The following is a 16,498-nucleotide window of genomic DNA, read 5'->3' as shown; positions in this document are numbered from 1 at the left end:
TTTCGTCGGTGCCGTCTGTTTCGATGGGACGCATGGGTGCACTGACGATGGAGTCCCTCAACAAGACCTACGGCGACATCCGCGCGCTGCGCGACCTCTCGATGGAGGTGCGCGCGGGCGAGATCGTCGGCTTCGTCGGCTCCAACGGGGCCGGCAAGTCGACGACCATGCGGATCGTGCTCGGCGTGCTGGAGGCCGACTCGGGCGAGGTGCGGTGGGACGGCAGGCCGGTCGACCTGGCCGTGCGGCGGCGCATCGGGTACATGCCCGAGGAGCGCGGCCTGTACCCGCGCATGAAGGTCAGCGACCAGTTGGTCTACCTGGCGCGACTGCACGGGCTGTCTACCAAGTCCGCCACGGACGCGATGGAGCACTGGACCGAGGTGCTGGGCATCGGTGAGCGGCGCGGCGACGAGATCCTCAAGCTGTCGCTGGGCAACCAGCAGCGCGTGCAGCTGGCCGCGGCGCTTGTCCACTCCCCCGAGATCCTGGTGCTCGACGAGCCGTTCTCGGGCCTCGACCCGGTCGCGGTCGACGTGATGAGCGGGGTGCTGCGGGACCAGGCCGCGGCGGGCGTGCCGGTGCTGTTCAGCTCGCACCAGCTCGAGCTGGTCGAGGCGCTGTGCGACCGGGTCGGCATCATCAAGGCCGGCTCGATGGTGGCGTTCGGCGGGATCGAGGAGCTGCGTCGCACCGACCACCGCCGCTGGGTGGTGGACGGGCCGCCGGCGGCGTCGTGGGTGTCGGCGGTGCCGTCGGCGCGCGTCGTGTCGACCGACGGACCGCGGTCGGTGGTGGAGGTGCAGGGGCAGGCTGCCGACGATGCCGACCAGCAGATCCTGCGGGCGGCCCTGTCAGCCGGCGCGGTGCGCGAGTTCAGTCTCCTGCGGCCGTCGCTCACCGAGCTCTACCGGCACGTGGTCAGCACCGACGCCGACGCGCCGGAGAAGCAGGCGGTGTCCGCATGACCCCCCGACCGACCCTCGTCGAGCTGTCCTCTGGCGCGGCCGTGCGCCTCATCGCCGGCCGCGAGATCAGCACCCGCATCCGGTCCAAGGCCTTCGTCTGGACGACGATCGCGCTGGTCGCCGCCGTCGTGCTGGGCGGCGTGCTGCTCAGCTTCGTCGGCAAGCAGGACTCGACGCAGCACGTCGGCGTCACCTCCGAGGCCGCGGACGTCGCGGACCAGGTCGTGGCCACGGGCAAGGTCACCGGCGCGACGATCGAGACGCAGGAGGTCGCCGACCAGGCGAGCGGCGAGGCGCTGCTCAAGGACGGGACCATCGACGCGCTGATCACCTCGACCGACCCGCTGACGGTCGTCGTGCACACCAAGCTCCCCGACTCGCTGGCCCCCGTGTTCGCCTCGCTGGCGCAGCAGGAGGCGCTGTCGACCGCCGTGACCGAGCTCGGGGGCGACCCCGGCGAGGTCGGGCGCGAGATCGCTCAGGCGTCGCCCGCGGTCACCGCGCTGGAGCCCGAGCCGGAGCGCGACGGCGGGCAGATCGTCGCCGGGTTCGTCGCCGGGATCCTGCTGTTCATCTCGCTCATGACCGCCGGGCAGCTGGTGGCGCAGGGCGTGGTCGAGGAGAAGTCGAGCCGCGTGGTCGAGCTGCTGCTGGCGACGGTCCGGCCGTGGCAGCTCATGGCCGGCAAGGTCCTGGGCATCGGGGTGATCGGTCTGTCGCAGGTGGTGCTGGTCGTCGCCTCGGGCGTGGGAACCGCGTTCGCGCTGGGCCTCGTCGACTCCAGCTCGATCAACCTCGGCTCGACCGCGCTCTGGGTGATCATCTGGTTCATCGTCGGCTTCACCATGTATGCGCTGGCGCTGGGCGCGCTCGCGGCGCTGGTCTCCCGGCAGGAGGACGTCGGCTCGGTGACCGCGCCGGTCATGACGCTGATGATGGTGCCGTACATCATCGGCGTGAGCATCGCGCCGTGGGACCCGACGAACCCGCTGGTGGTGTGGCTGTCGTTCGTCCCGTTCTGCGCGCCGCTGCTCATGCCCATGCGGATCGCCCTGGGCGAGGTCGAGCCGTGGGAGGTCGCCCTGTCGCTCGGGCTGTCGCTGGCGCTCATCCCGGTGCTGGTGTGGCTGGCGGGGCGGGTCTACTCCAACGCCGTGCTGCGCAGCGGCGGTCGGATCAAGCTCAAGGACGCACTGAGCTCGTCGTAAGGGCTGTCGGTGCTCCGGTCTAGCGTCTGAATCATGGAGAACGTCGACTACACCTCCACGTTCATCGCGGTGGCGCCGGACACGGCGGCCGTCGCCGGGGTCCCGCCCGCGCCCCGCGGTGATGCGCCGACCATCGCGTCGGCCACGTACGACCTGATCGCCTCGGCGCCCTACGGGCTCCGGTCGTCCGACGTGATCTTCCGGGTGTGGGCGTCGCGCCACGACGTCGATCCGTCGTCCGCCGCCGAGTGGGCCGCGTTCTACTCCCAGTCGCACGCCTGCCTGCGCTCCAGCGACCTGGGCAAGCGGTACGGCTGGGGCATCCACGCCGACGCCGACGGGCGGCTGGCGGTGTACGCCGTGGGGTCGTCCGACTACGACGCCTTGGCCGCCGGCGCGGCGCCCGACGGGTCACCCGTCACCGTGACGACGGCGATGCGGAGCTCGCGGCGATGACCTACTCGTACGTGGGGACCATGCGGACGCTTCCGGGCCGGCGCTCGGAGGTGGTCGAGATCCTGCTGCGCTCGACCGACACCTTGGCGGACGTCGGCTGCCGGTCGTACGTCGTGTCCCTGGCCGTCGGCGACGAAGACCTGATCGTCGTGTCGGAGGTCTGGGAGTCGGCCGCCCACCACGCCGCGTCGCTGCAGCTGCCGGGCACGCGCGCCGCGATCGCGGAGGCGATGCCGATGCTGGCCGGGGAGTTCACCAGCGTCGAGGGCGAGGTCGTCGGCGGGCTGGGGGCTTGACGTCCCTCAGTCCCGCGCCAGCTCCCCCGTCGCCGCCACGCCGGCCTCCCGCGCCCGGGTCAGGAAGTCGGCAATGACCGTCAGGTCCCGCTCCGAGTAGCCGTCGAGCAGGTCCTCCATGGACGCGTTCATGCCCGAGTACAGCTGGTAGATCTCCGCCCCCCGCTCCTTCGCGGCGCGGACGACGATGGCCCGGCGGTCCTCCGCGGAGCGCTCGCGGACGATCCAGCCACCCTTCTCCAGCCTGTCGAGCACGCCCGTCATGGTCGCGGGGTGCAGGCCGGCCAGCCGGGCGAGCGCCGAGGCGCCGAGCGGCCCGTGGCGGCCGATGAGGTCGAGGCAGTCCAGGTCGACGTCGCGCATGTCGAGGCGCTGGCTCACCTGGTGGTTGAGCAGGTCGAGCTGGATGCTCAGCTCGCGCATCGAGTCGCGCACGTCGACGGTCAGCCGGCGCTTGCGGCGACGTTCGTCGGCAGACGTTTCGGAACTCATATGTTACGGTCCTCATATCTTCTCGATCTCTAAGAAGACCGTACACCGGACTGGGAGCACACCCATGAAGCTCACGATCATCGCCGCGACCGGCGGCATCGGGCGTCAGATCCTCGAGCAGGCAACCGCCGCCGGGCACGACGTCACCGCGGTCGTCCGCGACCCGAGCAGGCTGCCGAGCACGACGGCGCGGGTCATGACGGTCGACCTCGACAAGGACACGGCGGCGCTGGCCAACGCCGTCGCCGGGGCGGACGCGGTCCTGTCCGGCCTCGGCGCGCGCACCAAGGCCGACGAGGGGATCGCGACCCGCGGCACCCGCGCGATCGTCGACGCGATGCGCAGCACCGGCAGCACGCGGCTCGTCGTCGTCAGCGCAGCCCCCATCGGCACCGTCCCGTCCCCCGAGAACCCGCACCCGCCCACGCACGACGCGGGCGACGGGTTCTTCATGCGCCACCTGTTCAGCGGCGTCGCGAAGACGCTGTTCACGGCGCACTACGCCGACCTGGCCGCGATGGAGGACGTCGTCCGCGCAAGCGGTCTCGACTGGACGATCGCGCGCCCGCCGAAGCTCACCGACAAGGCCCTCACCGGCACGTACCGGACCGCGCTCGACCAGAACGTCCGCGGCGGCTGGTCGATCTCGCGGGCGGACGTCGCCGACCTCATGCTCCGTGCGCTCGACCGGCCCGAGACCGTCGGGCACGCGGTGGGCGCCGCGTCCTGACGGGCTGTGTGGGACGCGGCTGCGACCATGAGCCGTGTCCTTGCTGCTGCTCGTCGACGACCCGTCGCGCCCCGACGTCGTCGCGCTGCAGACGCTGACCGACGACGGCGCGTTCGTCTCGTCGACGGACGTTCCCGTCGACGCGCTGGCCGCCGCCGTGCACGAGCGCGAGACCGACCGGCCGCGGTGGGTGTGGGACGACACGTCCCGCCGGTACCCGCCGCTGCTGGCCGCCGGCGTGCGCGTCGAGCGCTGCCACGACCTGCGGCTCTGCCACGCGATCCTGCGCCGGAGCGTGTACTCGCAGTCGTCGGCGCTGGCCCTCGCGGACCGCGGCCCCTGGGACGGTCCGCGCATCCCGGCGCCCGTCGAGGTCAGCCTGTTCGACGAGCCCCGGGCGGAGGTCCCCGAGGACCCCCTCGAGGAGCTGCAGCGCCAGCTCGCGGCCGTGACGGGCGCCGACGAGCCGGGTCGCCTCCGCCTGCTCCTCGCGGCCGAGTCCACCGGCGCGCTGATCGCCGCCGAGATGCAGCACGACGGCATGCCGTGGAGCGTCGAGGCCCACGACGCCCTGCTCACCGACCTGCTGGGCCCGCGTCCGCGCAGCGGGCGGCCCGCCAAGCTCGAGGCCCTTGCCGACGAGGTCCGCGCGGCGCTCGGGCAGCCGTCGCTCAACCTCGACTCGCAGCCTGACCTGCTGCGCGGGCTGCGGTCGGCGGGGTGCGACGTCGAGTCCACGCGCACCTGGGAGATCAAGGAGCTGGACCACCCGGTGCGCGAGCCGCTGCTCGCCTACAAGAAGCTGTCGCGCCTGCTCAGCGCCAACGGATGGGCGTGGATGGACGCGTGGGTGCACGACGGGCGGTTCCGGCCCGACTACGTGCCCGGCGGGGTGGTGACCGGGCGCTGGGCCACCAGCGGCGGGGGCGCCCTGCAGCTGCCCGCGAGCGTCCGCGCGGCCGTGCGGGCGGATCCCGGCTGGACGCTCGTCGTCGCCGACGCCGCGCAGCTGGAGCCCCGCGTGCTGGCCGCGATGTCCGGCGACGGCGCCATGGCCGCGGCCGGCCGGCAGGCGGACCTCTACCAGGGCGTGGTCGACGCGGGCATCGTCGAGACCCGGTCCGAGGCCAAGTACGCGATGCTCGGCGCCATCTACGGGGCGACCACCGGGCCGTCCGCCGTCCTCATGCCACGCCTGACCAAGGCCTACCCGCGCGCGGTCGCGCTCGTCGAGGCGGGTGCGCGGGCCGGTGAGCGCGGCGACGTCGTGTCCACCTGGCTGGGTCGCACCTCCCCGCGTCCCGACGCCGCCTGGCAGGCCGAGCTCGCGGCGGMGTCGGCCGAGGGCGCCGCCGCCGACGACGTCCGGGCCGCCCGTCGGCGCGGCCGCGACTGGGGGCGGTTCACGCGCAACTTCATCGTCCAGGGCACGGCGGCCGAGTGGGCGCTGTGCTGGATGGCGTCGCTGCGGCGTCGGTTGCTCGCGATCGACGGCCGCCCGCACCTGGTGTTCTTCCTGCACGACGAGGTCATGGTGCACGCCCCGGTCGACGTCGCCGCCGCGGTGGCCGACGCGGTCCGCGAGTCCGCCATCGAGGCCGGGCGGCTGCTGTTCGGGGCCACGCCCGTCGACTTCGCGCTGAACGTCGCGGTCGTGGAGTCCTACGACCAGGCGAAGTAGGTCAGTGGCTGAGGATCAGCTTGAGGGCGATGACGAGCAGCCCGAAGGCGCCAGCGGCGGCCGTCTCCCCGATGAGCTTGCCGCCGCGGACGCCGGCCCGGTGGGCGGCGAGGGCCGCCACGGCCGCGAGCATCGCGACCGTGAACCAGAGGGCGAGGAAGGCGGCGTTCGCGACGGTCATGCCGAGCAGCCGCCCGAGGAAGAACACGACCAGCACGGGGATGCTGCCCAGCAGGACGCCGGTGTTGTTCGTGAGCGCGTGCCGGATGCGATGGTGGGACGGGTGGTCGACGTCCTCGAACCGGCCGCCGACTGCGTCCGCGTAGACGTGGGCCAGCCAGTACGTGACGGACACCATGGCGGTCGCGACCAGGACGATCTCGCCGCTCTCCACGGTGGCGCTCGTCGTCGCGAGCACGACGGCCGAGACGAGCGCTCCGTACAACAGCTCGGCCGGGCCCTTGCTGCGCAGGAATCGGCCGACGAACGTGATCGAGCTGTTGTCGGAACTCATCAAACCTCCGTCGTCGACCGGGACTGCACCCATGGTGCCTTGCGAACCACCGAGGTGCGTCACAGGCCCGCTGGCCACGTCTGCAGGCGACCGCACATGCCGTACCTGCGCGGCGCCGGGTCGGCCTCGGTCGCCGTTGCGACACCGCGCCCGAGGTGCGGGGCGGCCCCGCGGACCAGGCCCTCGAGCGCGGCGGCCGTGGACTCGGTCTCGCGGTACACCGTGCGGGTCCACACGTCCTGCCAGTGCGGCACGAAGGTCCGCACGATCCTGGCGGCCGCGGCGTGCAGCGGCTCGAGGGCCGCGGCCGCACCGAGCCGGTCGACGGCGTCACCGAGCTCGGCGTACCCCTCGAGCGCGAGGTCGCGCCGACGCCGGGCGGCCGCCGCGACCTCGTCGTCGGACGCCCCACCACCGGGCAGCGTGGCGGCGGCGCGGTAGGCGACCGGGTCGGCCAGGACGGCCGCGGGGAAGGTGAGGACCGCGTCGCCGGCCTCGGGCAGCCCGGCGTTCGACATGAGGACGAGCACCTCGAGGTCGCCGTCGTTCACGGCGCGGTGCACCACGCCGGGGCCGAACGACACGATCGAGCCGGGGCGCAGCGGGTGCACGGCGGAGCCGGACGGGCCGAGCGTGTGCACCGAGCCGGAGCCGCCCAGGACGACGTACGCCTCCGACGACACGACGTGCAGGTGCGGCGACCCGCTGCCGGACAGGCCCACACCGTCGGGCGCCGGCCAGTCGTACACGCGCAGGTGGCTGACCGAGACGCCGCCGGGAAGTCCGTTCATGCGACCAGCATCCCGCCGACGAGCCTCACGCCGGCAGCACGTCCACGCCGAGCGCGGCGAGCTCGGCGGCCGTCGCGGGGTTCGACGCCCCGTCGGCGACCACGACCGCGTACCGGAAGGTGAGGGAGTCACCGGGCGCGAACGGCACCTCGGTGGAGAAGAACGGTGCCGGGTTGAGGCAGCCGAACAGCTCGGTGCGGGCGAACCACTGCGGCGGGTGCGAGGGGTTCTCGGTCCCGTCGACGATGACGACCGTCGACGCGCCGCCGGTCTCGTCGTGCCGGCCGACGAACCCCATCCACGGCCCGCGGGTCCCGCGGATCTCCTCGCCGCCCGAGAAGTCGGGGGCGAGCAGCGTCCCGCCGGTGAACGACCGGGGCCCGCGCCAGAACAGCCCGCCGTAGCCGGCGTTCTCCCGGCCGCGGGTGGTCGGCGAGCCGATGGTGAGGTCGGCGGCCGAGACGTTGGTCATGGTCGTCGTGAAGGTGAGCACCCAGGCGTCGTCGCGCGACGGGGGCACGACGAAGGCGAGCGACCGCTGCTCGTCGATGACGTGCTCGCGCGCCTGGGTGTGCCAGGCGAGCGTGTGCGCGACGTCGACGCGATCCGGCGAGACCGACAGCGAGGTGAGCGCGACGTGGTCCATCGAGCCGTCGTTCTCCAGCTGCACGTACCCCTCGCCGTGCACGTACGTGGGACCGCCCCAGAAGTTGTGCTCGCCGACCACCGGGAGCGACCAGGCGATGCCCTTGTGCCAGACGTGGTCGTGCGGCCGGAACGCGGTGACCAGGTCGCCCCCACGTGTGCGGACGGGGTGCAGGTAGGGCCGCGGGCTCTCCAGCTGCACGTCGGTCGGGACGTAGACGTACTGCGCGAGCGTGGTGCCGTCGGCGACGACGTCGACCGCGCGCCCGACGTCGTGGAGGGCGGAGAGGCTCACGAGGCGCTCGCCGGGAGGGCGAGGTCCGCGCCGAGGTCCAGGTCGACGATCGTCACGGGCAGGCCGGTGACCAGCGACTGGTTGGCGGCGATGCCGACGGAGACGGCCCGCAGCCCGTCGAGGTACCCGGCCGGCCTTCCGAGCGCGTCCCGCGACACCCGCAGGTGCCGCCGGAACACGTCCTTGAGCAGGATGGCGTCGCCACCGCCGTGACCGCCGATGCCGTCCGGGATCGGGTACTCGGTCGCCCGCTCCCAGTGCTTCTGCACCAGCAGCCGCTCCCCCTCGGGGCGCAGCGCGTCGCCCACGAACGAGGGCGTCGCCGACGGGTCGAGGACCGCGTTGCCATTCTCGTCGAGCTCGATCGCTCCCCGCTCGATCACCTCGAGCTCAGCCCGACCGGCGGTGCCGTTGACGGTGACGCGGTACCCCTCCCAGGGGCTGTGCGCGTTGAGCGAGTAGGTGAGGGTGGCGCCGCGCCGGTAGTCGACGAGCAGCGCCATGTTGTCCTCGATGGTGATGCCGGGGCCGAAGACGTCCTGGTCGCGCAGGTAGCCGTCGTGCTGCTCGGCGTCGAGGTAGAGCGACTTGAGGCGGGGGTCGTCGTTGAGGTCGAGCGTGAACGGGTCGCCGACGACGCCGGTGCCGCGCGCCGGGCGCGCGCCGAGCCCGCGGTCCGCGGCGTTGCGGTCGCCGTAGAACTTGAGGCCGCCCCGGGCGTACACCCGGGACGGGACGTCGCCGATCCACCAGTTGACCAGGTCGAAGTGGTGGCTCGACTTGTGCACCAGCAGCCCGCCGGAGTTCTTCTTGTCGCGGTGCCAGCGGCGGAAGTAGTCGGCGCCGTGCACGGTGTCGAGCGCCCACTCGAAGTGCACGCTGGTCACCTCGCCGATCTCCCCCGAGGCGATGACCTGGCGCAGCGAGGAGTTCCGCGGGGCGTAGCGGTAGTTGAACGTCATGACGACGTCGCGGCCGGTCTCCGCGACCGCGCCCGTGATGCGGCGGCAGCCCGGCCGGTCGATGGTGAGGGGCTTCTCGACGACCACGTCGGCGCCGGCGGCCAGTGCGCGCGCGACCAGCTCCGCGTGGGCGTGGTCGGGCGCGGTCACGATGACCACGTCCACCGACTGCTCCGCGATCATCTTCTCGAGTCCGTCGGGCGCGTACTGCGGCAAGTCCGCGGGACGGCCGAGGGCCTCGGAGACCACGGACTCGTAGTGCGCCATGCGACCGGGGTTGGTGTCGAGCAGCGCGACCAGCGACGCGACGTCGGCGTGCTCGCCGGTGATCGCGCCGATGTACATGCCGGCGCGGTGGCCGGTGCCGACGACCGCGTAGCGCAGCTGCTCGCCTTCGGGGGCTGGGGCGAACTCCGGGATGACGCCCGCGCTCGCCGTGGTGCTGCTGCTGGATGCGGGACGCGGTGCGGTGGGGTTCTGGTCGCTCACGGGTGTCCTCGGTGTGTGTCGTCGCCTCGTTGCGCCGGACTGCGGAAAGCGTTGTCCGTCGTGAGTAGCCTAAGCGTTGTCCCCTGTTCTCGACAGACCCTGGGGGACCCGATCGTGCACACAGGAGAACCCGATGACCCAGCGCGCCACCGTCCTGCTCCACCCCGACTTCCGCGTGGGCGAGATCGACCGCCGCGTCTTCGGCTCGTTCGTCGAGCACCTGGGCCGCGCGGTCTACACGGGCATCTACGAGCCGGGCCACGAGTCGGCCGACGAGCACGGCTTCCGCCGCGACGTGGCCGACCTGACCCGCGAGCTCGGCGTCAGCATGGTCCGCTACCCGGGCGGCAACTTCGTCTCCAACTATGTGTGGGAGGACGGGGTCGGGCCCGTCGAGGAGCGCAAGCCGTTCATCGACCTGGCCTGGCGGACCATCGAGCCCAACACGGTGGGCACCGACGAGTTCCTGCAGTGGGCCGAGCGCGAGTGCATCGAGCCGATGATGGCAGTCAACCTGGGCACGCGCGGGGTCGCGGCCGCGGCGGCGCTGGTCGAGTACTGCAACGGCGAGGCCGGCTCGCGGTGGGCGGACCTGCGCATCGCCAACGGCCGCGAGCAGCCGTACGCCGTGAAGCTGTGGTGCCTCGGCAACGAGATGGACGGCCCCTGGCAGATCGGGCACAAGGACGCCGACGAGTACGGCAGGCTCGCCGCCGAGGCGGGCAAGGCCATGCGGCTGGTGGACCCGTCGATCGAGCTGGTGGTCTGCGGCTCGTCGTCGATGATGATGGACACCTTCGGCTCGTGGGAGCAGACGGTCCTCGAGCACACGTGGGACGTCGTGGACCATGTCTCGATGCACGCCTACTACGAGGAGCTCGACGGCGACCGCGCCTCTTTCCTCGGGTCGGGCACCTCGATGGACCGGTTCATCCGCCGGGTCGTCGCCTCGGCCGACGCCGTCGCCGCCCGCCGCCGCTCCGACAAGCAGATCAGCATCTCGTTCGACGAGTGGAACGTCTGGTACCTGCAGTCGCGCTTCCCCGGCGAGAAGAACCTGCCGCTGCAGCGCGACGCCCCGCGGATCATCGAGGACGTCTACTCCGCGCTGGACGCGGTGGTCGTCGGCGACCTGCTGGTCACCCTGCTCAATCACGCCGACCGCGTGCCGGTCGCCTGCCTCGCCCAGCTGGTCAACGTCATCGCGCCGATCATGACCGAGCCGGGCGGCCCGGCCTGGCAGCAGCCCACGTTCCACCCCTTCGCGACGACGGCGCGCCTGGCCCGCGGCACCGCGCTCGACCTGCGCGTGTCGTCCCCGTCCCTGCCGACGAAGGCCCACGGCGACGTGCCCGTCGTCACCGCGGCAGCGACCCTGGACGGCTCCGAGGTGGCGGTGTTCCTGGTCAACCGCTCCGCCGAGCCGGTCGAGGTCGAGCTCTCGCACCCGGGCGTCACGCTGGCCTTCGGCCGCGGCGTGCAGGTCACGGCCGACCACGAGCCCGCCGTCGACGGGCCCGAGCACGCCGCCGCGGTCGCCGAACGGCACGTGTCGGAGGTCGACGGCCCGGCCGGTGGCGTCGGCAGCACCGTGGTGACCCTCGCGCCCGAGTCCTGGACGGCGCTGCCGGGGACCCTCACGCGCGCCTGACGATTAGGTGGTCGGTGGCACGATCGAGCAATGAGACGGCTCGCGCTCGGTTTCGGTTGGCTGGTCGGCCTGCTCGCGGCCGGGCTCGTCGGTTTCGGGATCGCCGCGCGCCTCAGCCCGAGGCCGGCGTCCGTGATGCTGCGCCGCAGCTTCGACCGGAACGGTCAGGCGCGGTTCACGGCGACCGCGCCGTTCGTCCCCGCCGACGTGGTGTCCCGGCTCGACATCCCGTACCGCGCCGGCGACCGCGACGCCCGCCTGGACGTGCACCGGTCCACGACGTCGGACGGGACGCTGCCGACGATCGTGTGGGTGCACGGCGGTGCGTGGCTGTCGGGCAGCAAGGACCTCATCGCCAACTACCTGCGGGTGGTCGCCGGCGGCGGGTGCACGGTGGTCGGGATCGGCTACTCCATCGCCCCGCGCGCCACCTACCCGACGCCTGCGCTGCAGGTCCTCGACGCGCTCGCGTACCTGACCGAGCATGCCGAGGAGCTCGGCGTCGACGCGCAGCGGCTGGTGCTCGCGGGCGACTCCGCGGGCGCGCAGATCGCGTCGCAGGTGACGGGGATGGTCGTGAGCCCGGCCTACGCGGCCTCGATCGACGCCCACCCGCGGATCAGCCCCGACCAGATCGTCGGCACCCTGCTGTTCTGCGGTGTGTTCGACATGTCGCTCGCCCGCGGGCTGCACGGCCGGGACCGGTGGTTCGTCGACTCGGTGATGCGCTCGTTCACCGGCACCACCGACTACCTGGACAACCCGCGCTTCGCGGGGATCTCGGTGGTCGAGCACCTCACGGCCGACTTCCCGCCGACCCTCGTCTCCTGCGGCAACGCCGACCCGGCGCTGAAGCACTCGCTGTCGCTCGTCGCCAGGCTCGAGGAACTCCACGTCCCGCTGGAGACGCTGTTCTTCGACGCCGACCACGTGCCGCCCGTCGGCCACGAGTTCCAGTTCCACGTCACCACGGACGCGGGCCAGGAGGCGCTGGTGGCGATCCAGAAGTTCGTCGAGTCGCTGCCCTAGGGCCCGCGCTCAGCCCCTGACGGTCGCGCGGTGCTCGACGGCGACGACGGCGAGGGACAGCAGCCCGGGCACGACGACCGCCAACGGCGCGAGCATCCAGATCATCACGGCGCACAGCCCGAGGGCGACGACCAGCAGGAACGTGCCCATGAGGTCGTCGCCGGCGCGCTTGGCCGCCGCCTGCACGACCGTGCCCCATCGCGCCCCGGGCGACCAGCCGGCGGCGGCCCGCAGGACGACGACCAGCAGGATCGCGACCAGGAACACCGTCGCGACGCGTACGCCGGTCCCGCCGGGCAGGCCGCCCGAGCCGGCGAGCTGCAGGTTGAACAGGAACACCGCGAGCAGCAACGGCGCGCCGATCGACACCGCCCACACGCCGTGGCAGGCGGCCTTGAAGTCCTCCCACAGAGCCGCGAGGGTGTCGGGCCGCCCGTCGAGGTGCCGACGGACGTGAGACACCCCGGCGGCGAGCGCGGGGACTGCGGTGATGATCGGCAGGCTCAGCACGGAGACCCCGAGACCCACCAGCAGCGCCTCGCTGAAGAGGCCGAACCGTCCGCCGCCGAGCAACGCCTTCTGGTCGGGACCCGGCGTCGTGTCGTCCTCCGGCGGCGTGGCGGGGCCGGCGTCGTCGTCGGKAACCTGGGAGCTCATGGCGCCCAGCCTCACACGACGCCGTGCCCCAGCGGAAACGACCATCAGCCCTTGAGGCCCTGCGTGGCCACGCCCTCGACCAGGTACCGCTGGAACACGAGGAAGAAGATCATCACGGGCACCAGCGCGAGGACGGCCATGGCCATCTGGGCGCCGTAGTCGGACGTCGTCGTCTGGTCGACGAAGAGCCGCAGGGCGATCGGGAGCGAGTACAGGTCGGGCCGCTTGAGGTAGAGCAGCGGGCCGAAGAAGTCGTTCCACGACCAGATGAACGCGAAGATCGAGCTGGTCACCAGGGCCGGCTTCATCAGCGGCAGCATGATCGACCGGAAGATTCGCACGTGCCCGGCCCCGTCGATGCGCGCAGCCTCGTCGAGCTCACGCGGCAGGTTGCGCATGAACTGGACCATGAGGAACACGAAGAACGCCTCGGCGGCCAGAAACTTGCCGATGAGCAGCGGCACGAACGTGTCCACCAGGCCGAGCCGGTTGAACACGATGTACTGCGGAATGATCACGACGTGGAACGGCAGCAGCAGCGTGCCGATCATGAGCGCGAAGAACACGTTGCGTCCGGGGAACTCGATGCGGGCGAACGCGTAGGCGCTGACCGAGCACGAGATCGTGATGCCGACCACCGAGCCGACGGCCAGGATCAGCGAGTTGGTGAAGAACCTCCAGAACGAGACGCCACCGATGCCCTCGATGGCCTTCTGGAAGTTGGCGAGCGTCGCGTCGGTGGGGATCAGGCTGACGTTGCCGACGATCTCGCTGCTCGGCTTGAACGACGACATGAGCATCCAGATCGCCGGGTACAGCACGATCGCGACGAGCACCAGCGAGCTCACGTGGAAGAGCAGGGCCTTTCCGCGCTTGCGGTTCTTGCTGGACCGGCGCAGCAGCTCGCTGTCGTGCGAGCTGACGAGGCTGTTGGCACTGGCGGTGACGGTGCTCATCACTTGCCCTCCCCCGAGTAGTGGACCCAGGACTTCGAGGTCTTGAAGAAGACGGCGGCGAGGGCACCGACGACGATCACGAGGATCCAGGCCATCGCGGACGCGTATCCCATCTGGAAGTCCTGGAATCCGCGGAAGTAGAGGTAGAGCGTGTAGAAGAGCGTCGATCTCGCCGGGCCGCCGGTGCCGTTGGAGATGATGAACGCCGAGGCGAAGATCTGGAACGCATGGATCATCTCGAGCAGCAGGTTGAAGAAGATCACCGGCGAGAGCATGGGCAGCGTGATGCGAAGGAACTTGCGCCACGGGCCGGCGCCGTCCACCGCTGCGGCCTCGTAGAGCTCCACGGGGATCTGCTTGAGCCCGGCCAGGAAGATGACCATCGGAGCCCCGAACTGCCACACCGTCAGCAGGATGAGCATCGGCATCGTGCGCGCCGGGTCACCCACCCAGCCGCCGGCCGGGAAGCCGAAGAGCTGCTGGACCTGGTCGACGATGCCCTTGTCGATGAACATGGCCTTCCACACGATCGCGATCGAGACCGAGGCGCCGATGAGCGAGGGTGCGTAGAACGAGGACCGGTAGAAGCCCTTGCCGCTGAAGGCGTTGTTCAGCAGCATCGCCACGGCCAGGGCCGCGAGGAGCTTGATCGGCGTGCCCAGCACCACGTAGGTGAGGGTGACCTTCCACGCCTGGGCGTAGTTCGGGTCGTGGAACAGGCGCTGGAAGTTCTCGAGGCCGATCCACTGGGGTGGCGCGAACAGGTTGTAGTTCGTGAACGACAGGTACAGGGAGGCGAGCATCGGGCCTGCGGTGAGCAGCAGGAAGCCGAGCAGCCAGGGGCTCAGGAAGGCGTAGCCGGCCCGGGCCTCGGCCCGCTTCCGGCGCTTCTTGGCGGCGGAGTGCGCGGCGATCGAGGAGCCCGTCGTCGGAGCCTCGGCAGTGAGGGTCACGAGCGTGATCCGTTCGTTGTGCGGTCAGTTCGCTGCGGTCCGTCGTGCGGATCGCGACGGGGTGGGCCGCCCGGGCGTGCGGGCGGCCCACCGCCGGGATCACTGGGTGGACATCTCCGCCTCAGCGAACCACTGCGAAGCGAAGTCCTCCGGCGTGATGTTGCCGTAGCCGAGGTCCTCGGCGAGGGTCTTCCACTTGGCCTCGATGGTGCCGAAGCCCTTGACGGGGATCGGCGTGGACTCGGTCACCTGCTCGGCGATCTTCTCCTCGTACGCGATGACCTGGGCGTCGACGCTGCCCTCGGTGGTGTCGACGGCGGCGCGCTGGTCGGCGTCGGCCGGCACACCCTTCGACGTGCCGAAGATCTTGCCGACCTCGGGGTCCGTGAGCAGGAAGTTGATCAGGGTCGCGGCCTGCTCGGGGTGCTTCGTGTTGGCGCCCGAGGACAGCAGCATCGACGGCTTGAAGAACAGGTGCTTCTCGCCGGGCTTGACCGACGGGATCTGCGCCATCGAGAGGTTCGCGGTGCCGGAGTCGGCGACGTAGCCGGCCAGGAAGTTGTCCCAGCTCATCTCTGACGCGGTCTCGTTGACCGTGAAGCCACCCTTGGGCGCGAGCGCGATGTTGCGGTCGGTCGGGTAGACCAGCTTGTCCGCCCGCAGGTCGGACGTCAGGTCGAGGAACTTGACGACGTCCTTCTCCGTGAAGCCGAACGTGCCGTCGTCCTTGAAGGGCGTCTTGCCCTCCTGCAGCAGCCACTGGATGAAGAACCAGAAGGTGCCGGTGTAGTCGACCGCGCCGTACAGGCCGTAGCCGTCGGCCGTCTTCTCGCCGGCGCCGGAGACGTCCTTGATGAAGGTGTTGTAGTCGTCCCAGGTGTAGTTGGCCTCGTCCGGGAACGTGGCCCCCGTCTGCTCGATCACGTTCGGGTTCTGGAACATGGCGAACGTGTTGGTCGACGTCGGGATGCCGATCAGCTTGTCGTCGAGGACACCCGCCTTGGTGAGCGTCTTGTCGAAGCCCGACAGGTCGATGGTTCCGTTGTCGACGTACTTCTGCAGGTCGAGCAGCTGCCCGTTCTGGTTGAACTCACGCAGGTACGACAGGTCGAACTGCATGACGTCCGGGAGCGCGCGGCCCGCGGCCTCGGTGGAGCGGGCCGTCCAGTAGTCCGGGAACGCAGCGAAGCTGGTCTGGACCGTGATGTACGGGTACTTCTCCTTGAACAACGCCAGGGCCTGGTTGTACCGGTCGGCCCGGTCGTCGTTGCCCCACCACGTGAAGTTGAGGGTGACTGGGGATGTGTCCGGGCCGGTGGAGCTGGCCGTGGGCTCGCTGTCGCCAGAACCGCCAGAAGAGCAGGCGGTCAGGGCGAGGGCAGCGACGGCGGCTACCGCGGCCGTCTTCCAAAGGGTTCGCTTCATCGTCGTTGAGCCTCCTTGCTCGGGGTGTGAAAGCGCATTCCGGACGTTAGGCGAGCGCTTCCCGGGCTGTCAACGTCTGGCGCTGAATCGTTACAAAACCCTGCTCGGCCAGCGTCACCATGCCACGTCGACCGGGGACCGGCGGCTCGGGCGCCGGTCAGCGCGCGACGGGCCAGCCGAGCGCAGCGTCCGCAGATTCGGTCGTCCGGACGCTCGAATGTGCGGACGTCCCCACCATCCGTTGCAGCGTCCGCAGATTCGGTCGTCGGGCCGCTCGAATGTGCGGACGTCCCGTCGCCC

The 16,498-nt window shown here is 71.2% G+C and carries 17 protein-coding genes; 8 read left to right on the top strand and 9 right to left on the bottom strand.

Features of this window, described 5'->3' with window-relative positions; all coding sequences use genetic code 11:
* Positions 1 to 32: 32 nt before the first annotated feature.
* The 4 genes from AC1DYZ_RS00320 to AC1DYZ_RS00305 are packed head-to-tail and all read left to right on the top strand — an operon-like array spanning position 33 to position 2,928.
* Complete coding sequence (locus tag AC1DYZ_RS00320) at positions 33 to 968, top strand: ABC transporter ATP-binding protein (RefSeq protein ID WP_477063234.1); 936 nt, start codon at positions 33 to 35, stop codon at positions 966 to 968.
* Positions 965 to 2,176, top strand: coding sequence for an ABC transporter permease (locus tag AC1DYZ_RS00315; RefSeq protein ID WP_477063233.1), 1,212 nt, complete (start codon positions 965 to 967; stop codon positions 2,174 to 2,176). Before AC1DYZ_RS00320 ends, AC1DYZ_RS00315 begins: the two co-directional genes overlap by 4 nt.
* Before the next feature lie 33 nt (positions 2,177 to 2,209).
* Positions 2,210 to 2,632 carry a DUF6157 family protein gene (locus AC1DYZ_RS00310; protein WP_477063232.1) on the top strand — a complete coding sequence of 141 codons (423 nt, stop codon included), beginning with the start codon at positions 2,210 to 2,212 and terminating at the stop codon, positions 2,630 to 2,632.
* Positions 2,629 to 2,928 (top strand): putative quinol monooxygenase, encoded by a 300-nt coding sequence (locus AC1DYZ_RS00305; RefSeq protein WP_477063231.1) that lies wholly within the window; start codon positions 2,629 to 2,631, stop codon positions 2,926 to 2,928. The genes AC1DYZ_RS00310 and AC1DYZ_RS00305 overlap by 4 nt, the downstream gene beginning before the upstream one ends.
* A gap of 6 nt (positions 2,929 to 2,934) precedes the next feature.
* On the opposite strand, the gene AC1DYZ_RS00300 is transcribed toward AC1DYZ_RS00305, so the two are convergent.
* Positions 2,935 to 3,420, bottom strand: coding sequence for a MarR family transcriptional regulator (locus tag AC1DYZ_RS00300; protein WP_477063230.1), 486 nt, complete (start codon positions 3,418 to 3,420; stop codon positions 2,935 to 2,937).
* A gap of 64 nt (positions 3,421 to 3,484) precedes the next feature.
* On the opposite strand from AC1DYZ_RS00300, the gene AC1DYZ_RS00295 reads away from it, so the two are divergent.
* Positions 3,485 to 4,150 (top strand): NAD(P)-dependent oxidoreductase, encoded by a 666-nt coding sequence (locus tag AC1DYZ_RS00295; RefSeq protein WP_477063229.1) that lies wholly within the window; start codon positions 3,485 to 3,487, stop codon positions 4,148 to 4,150.
* Positions 4,151 to 4,184: 34 nt separating this feature from the next.
* Complete coding sequence (locus tag AC1DYZ_RS00290) at positions 4,185 to 5,831, top strand: bifunctional 3'-5' exonuclease/DNA polymerase (RefSeq protein WP_477063228.1); 1,647 nt, start codon at positions 4,185 to 4,187, stop codon at positions 5,829 to 5,831.
* Between the two features lies 1 nt (position 5,832).
* Here AC1DYZ_RS00290 and AC1DYZ_RS00285 read toward each other — a convergent pair whose 3' ends face one another.
* The 4 genes from AC1DYZ_RS00285 to AC1DYZ_RS00270 are packed head-to-tail and all read right to left on the bottom strand — an operon-like array spanning position 5,833 to position 9,527.
* Entirely contained in the window at positions 5,833 to 6,345 is a 513-nt protein-coding gene (locus AC1DYZ_RS00285; RefSeq protein WP_477063227.1) for a hypothetical protein, read from the bottom strand.
* A gap of 59 nt (positions 6,346 to 6,404) precedes the next feature.
* Positions 6,405 to 7,136, bottom strand: a complete 732-nt coding sequence (locus AC1DYZ_RS00280) for a cupin domain-containing protein (RefSeq protein ID WP_477063226.1) — start codon at positions 7,134 to 7,136, stop codon at positions 6,405 to 6,407.
* A gap of 25 nt (positions 7,137 to 7,161) precedes the next feature.
* Complete coding sequence (locus tag AC1DYZ_RS00275) at positions 7,162 to 8,076, bottom strand: DUF6807 domain-containing protein (RefSeq protein ID WP_477063225.1); 915 nt, start codon at positions 8,074 to 8,076, stop codon at positions 7,162 to 7,164.
* On the bottom strand, positions 8,073 to 9,527 hold the full coding sequence (locus AC1DYZ_RS00270; protein WP_477063224.1) for a Gfo/Idh/MocA family protein: 1,455 nt from the start codon (positions 9,525 to 9,527) through the stop codon (positions 8,073 to 8,075). The genes AC1DYZ_RS00275 and AC1DYZ_RS00270 overlap by 4 nt, the downstream gene beginning before the upstream one ends.
* A gap of 133 nt (positions 9,528 to 9,660) precedes the next feature.
* On the opposite strand from AC1DYZ_RS00270, the gene arfA reads away from it, so the two are divergent.
* Both arfA and AC1DYZ_RS00260 read left to right on the top strand, forming a co-directional pair.
* A complete protein-coding gene (gene arfA / locus AC1DYZ_RS00265) occupies positions 9,661 to 11,178 on the top strand; it encodes an arabinosylfuranosidase ArfA (RefSeq protein ID WP_477063223.1) in 1,518 nt (505 codons plus the stop codon).
* A gap of 30 nt (positions 11,179 to 11,208) precedes the next feature.
* Positions 11,209 to 12,207 (top strand): alpha/beta hydrolase, encoded by a 999-nt coding sequence (locus tag AC1DYZ_RS00260; RefSeq protein WP_477063222.1) that lies wholly within the window; start codon positions 11,209 to 11,211, stop codon positions 12,205 to 12,207.
* 9 nt (positions 12,208 to 12,216) lie between these two features.
* Here AC1DYZ_RS00260 and AC1DYZ_RS00255 read toward each other — a convergent pair whose 3' ends face one another.
* The 4 genes from AC1DYZ_RS00255 to AC1DYZ_RS00240 form a co-directional block, all read right to left on the bottom strand.
* Entirely contained in the window at positions 12,217 to 12,864 is a 648-nt protein-coding gene (locus AC1DYZ_RS00255) for a hypothetical protein (protein ID WP_477063221.1), read from the bottom strand.
* A 44-nt stretch (positions 12,865 to 12,908) separates the two neighbouring features.
* Complete coding sequence (locus tag AC1DYZ_RS00250; RefSeq protein WP_477063220.1) at positions 12,909 to 13,820, bottom strand: carbohydrate ABC transporter permease; 912 nt, start codon at positions 13,818 to 13,820, stop codon at positions 12,909 to 12,911.
* Entirely contained in the window at positions 13,820 to 14,734 is a 915-nt protein-coding gene (locus AC1DYZ_RS00245; protein WP_477063476.1) for a carbohydrate ABC transporter permease, read from the bottom strand. Before AC1DYZ_RS00245 ends, AC1DYZ_RS00250 begins: the two co-directional genes overlap by 1 nt.
* Before the next feature lie 138 nt (positions 14,735 to 14,872).
* On the bottom strand, positions 14,873 to 16,198 hold the full coding sequence (locus AC1DYZ_RS00240) for an ABC transporter substrate-binding protein (protein WP_477063219.1): 1,326 nt from the start codon (positions 16,196 to 16,198) through the stop codon (positions 14,873 to 14,875).
* Positions 16,199 to 16,498 lie beyond the last annotated feature (300 nt).

The organism is Cellulomonas sp. P1_C4, assembly GCF_056406355.1.
Note: the sequence above shows the minus strand (reverse complement) of the source record. Positions and strands in the feature narration are given on the sequence as shown.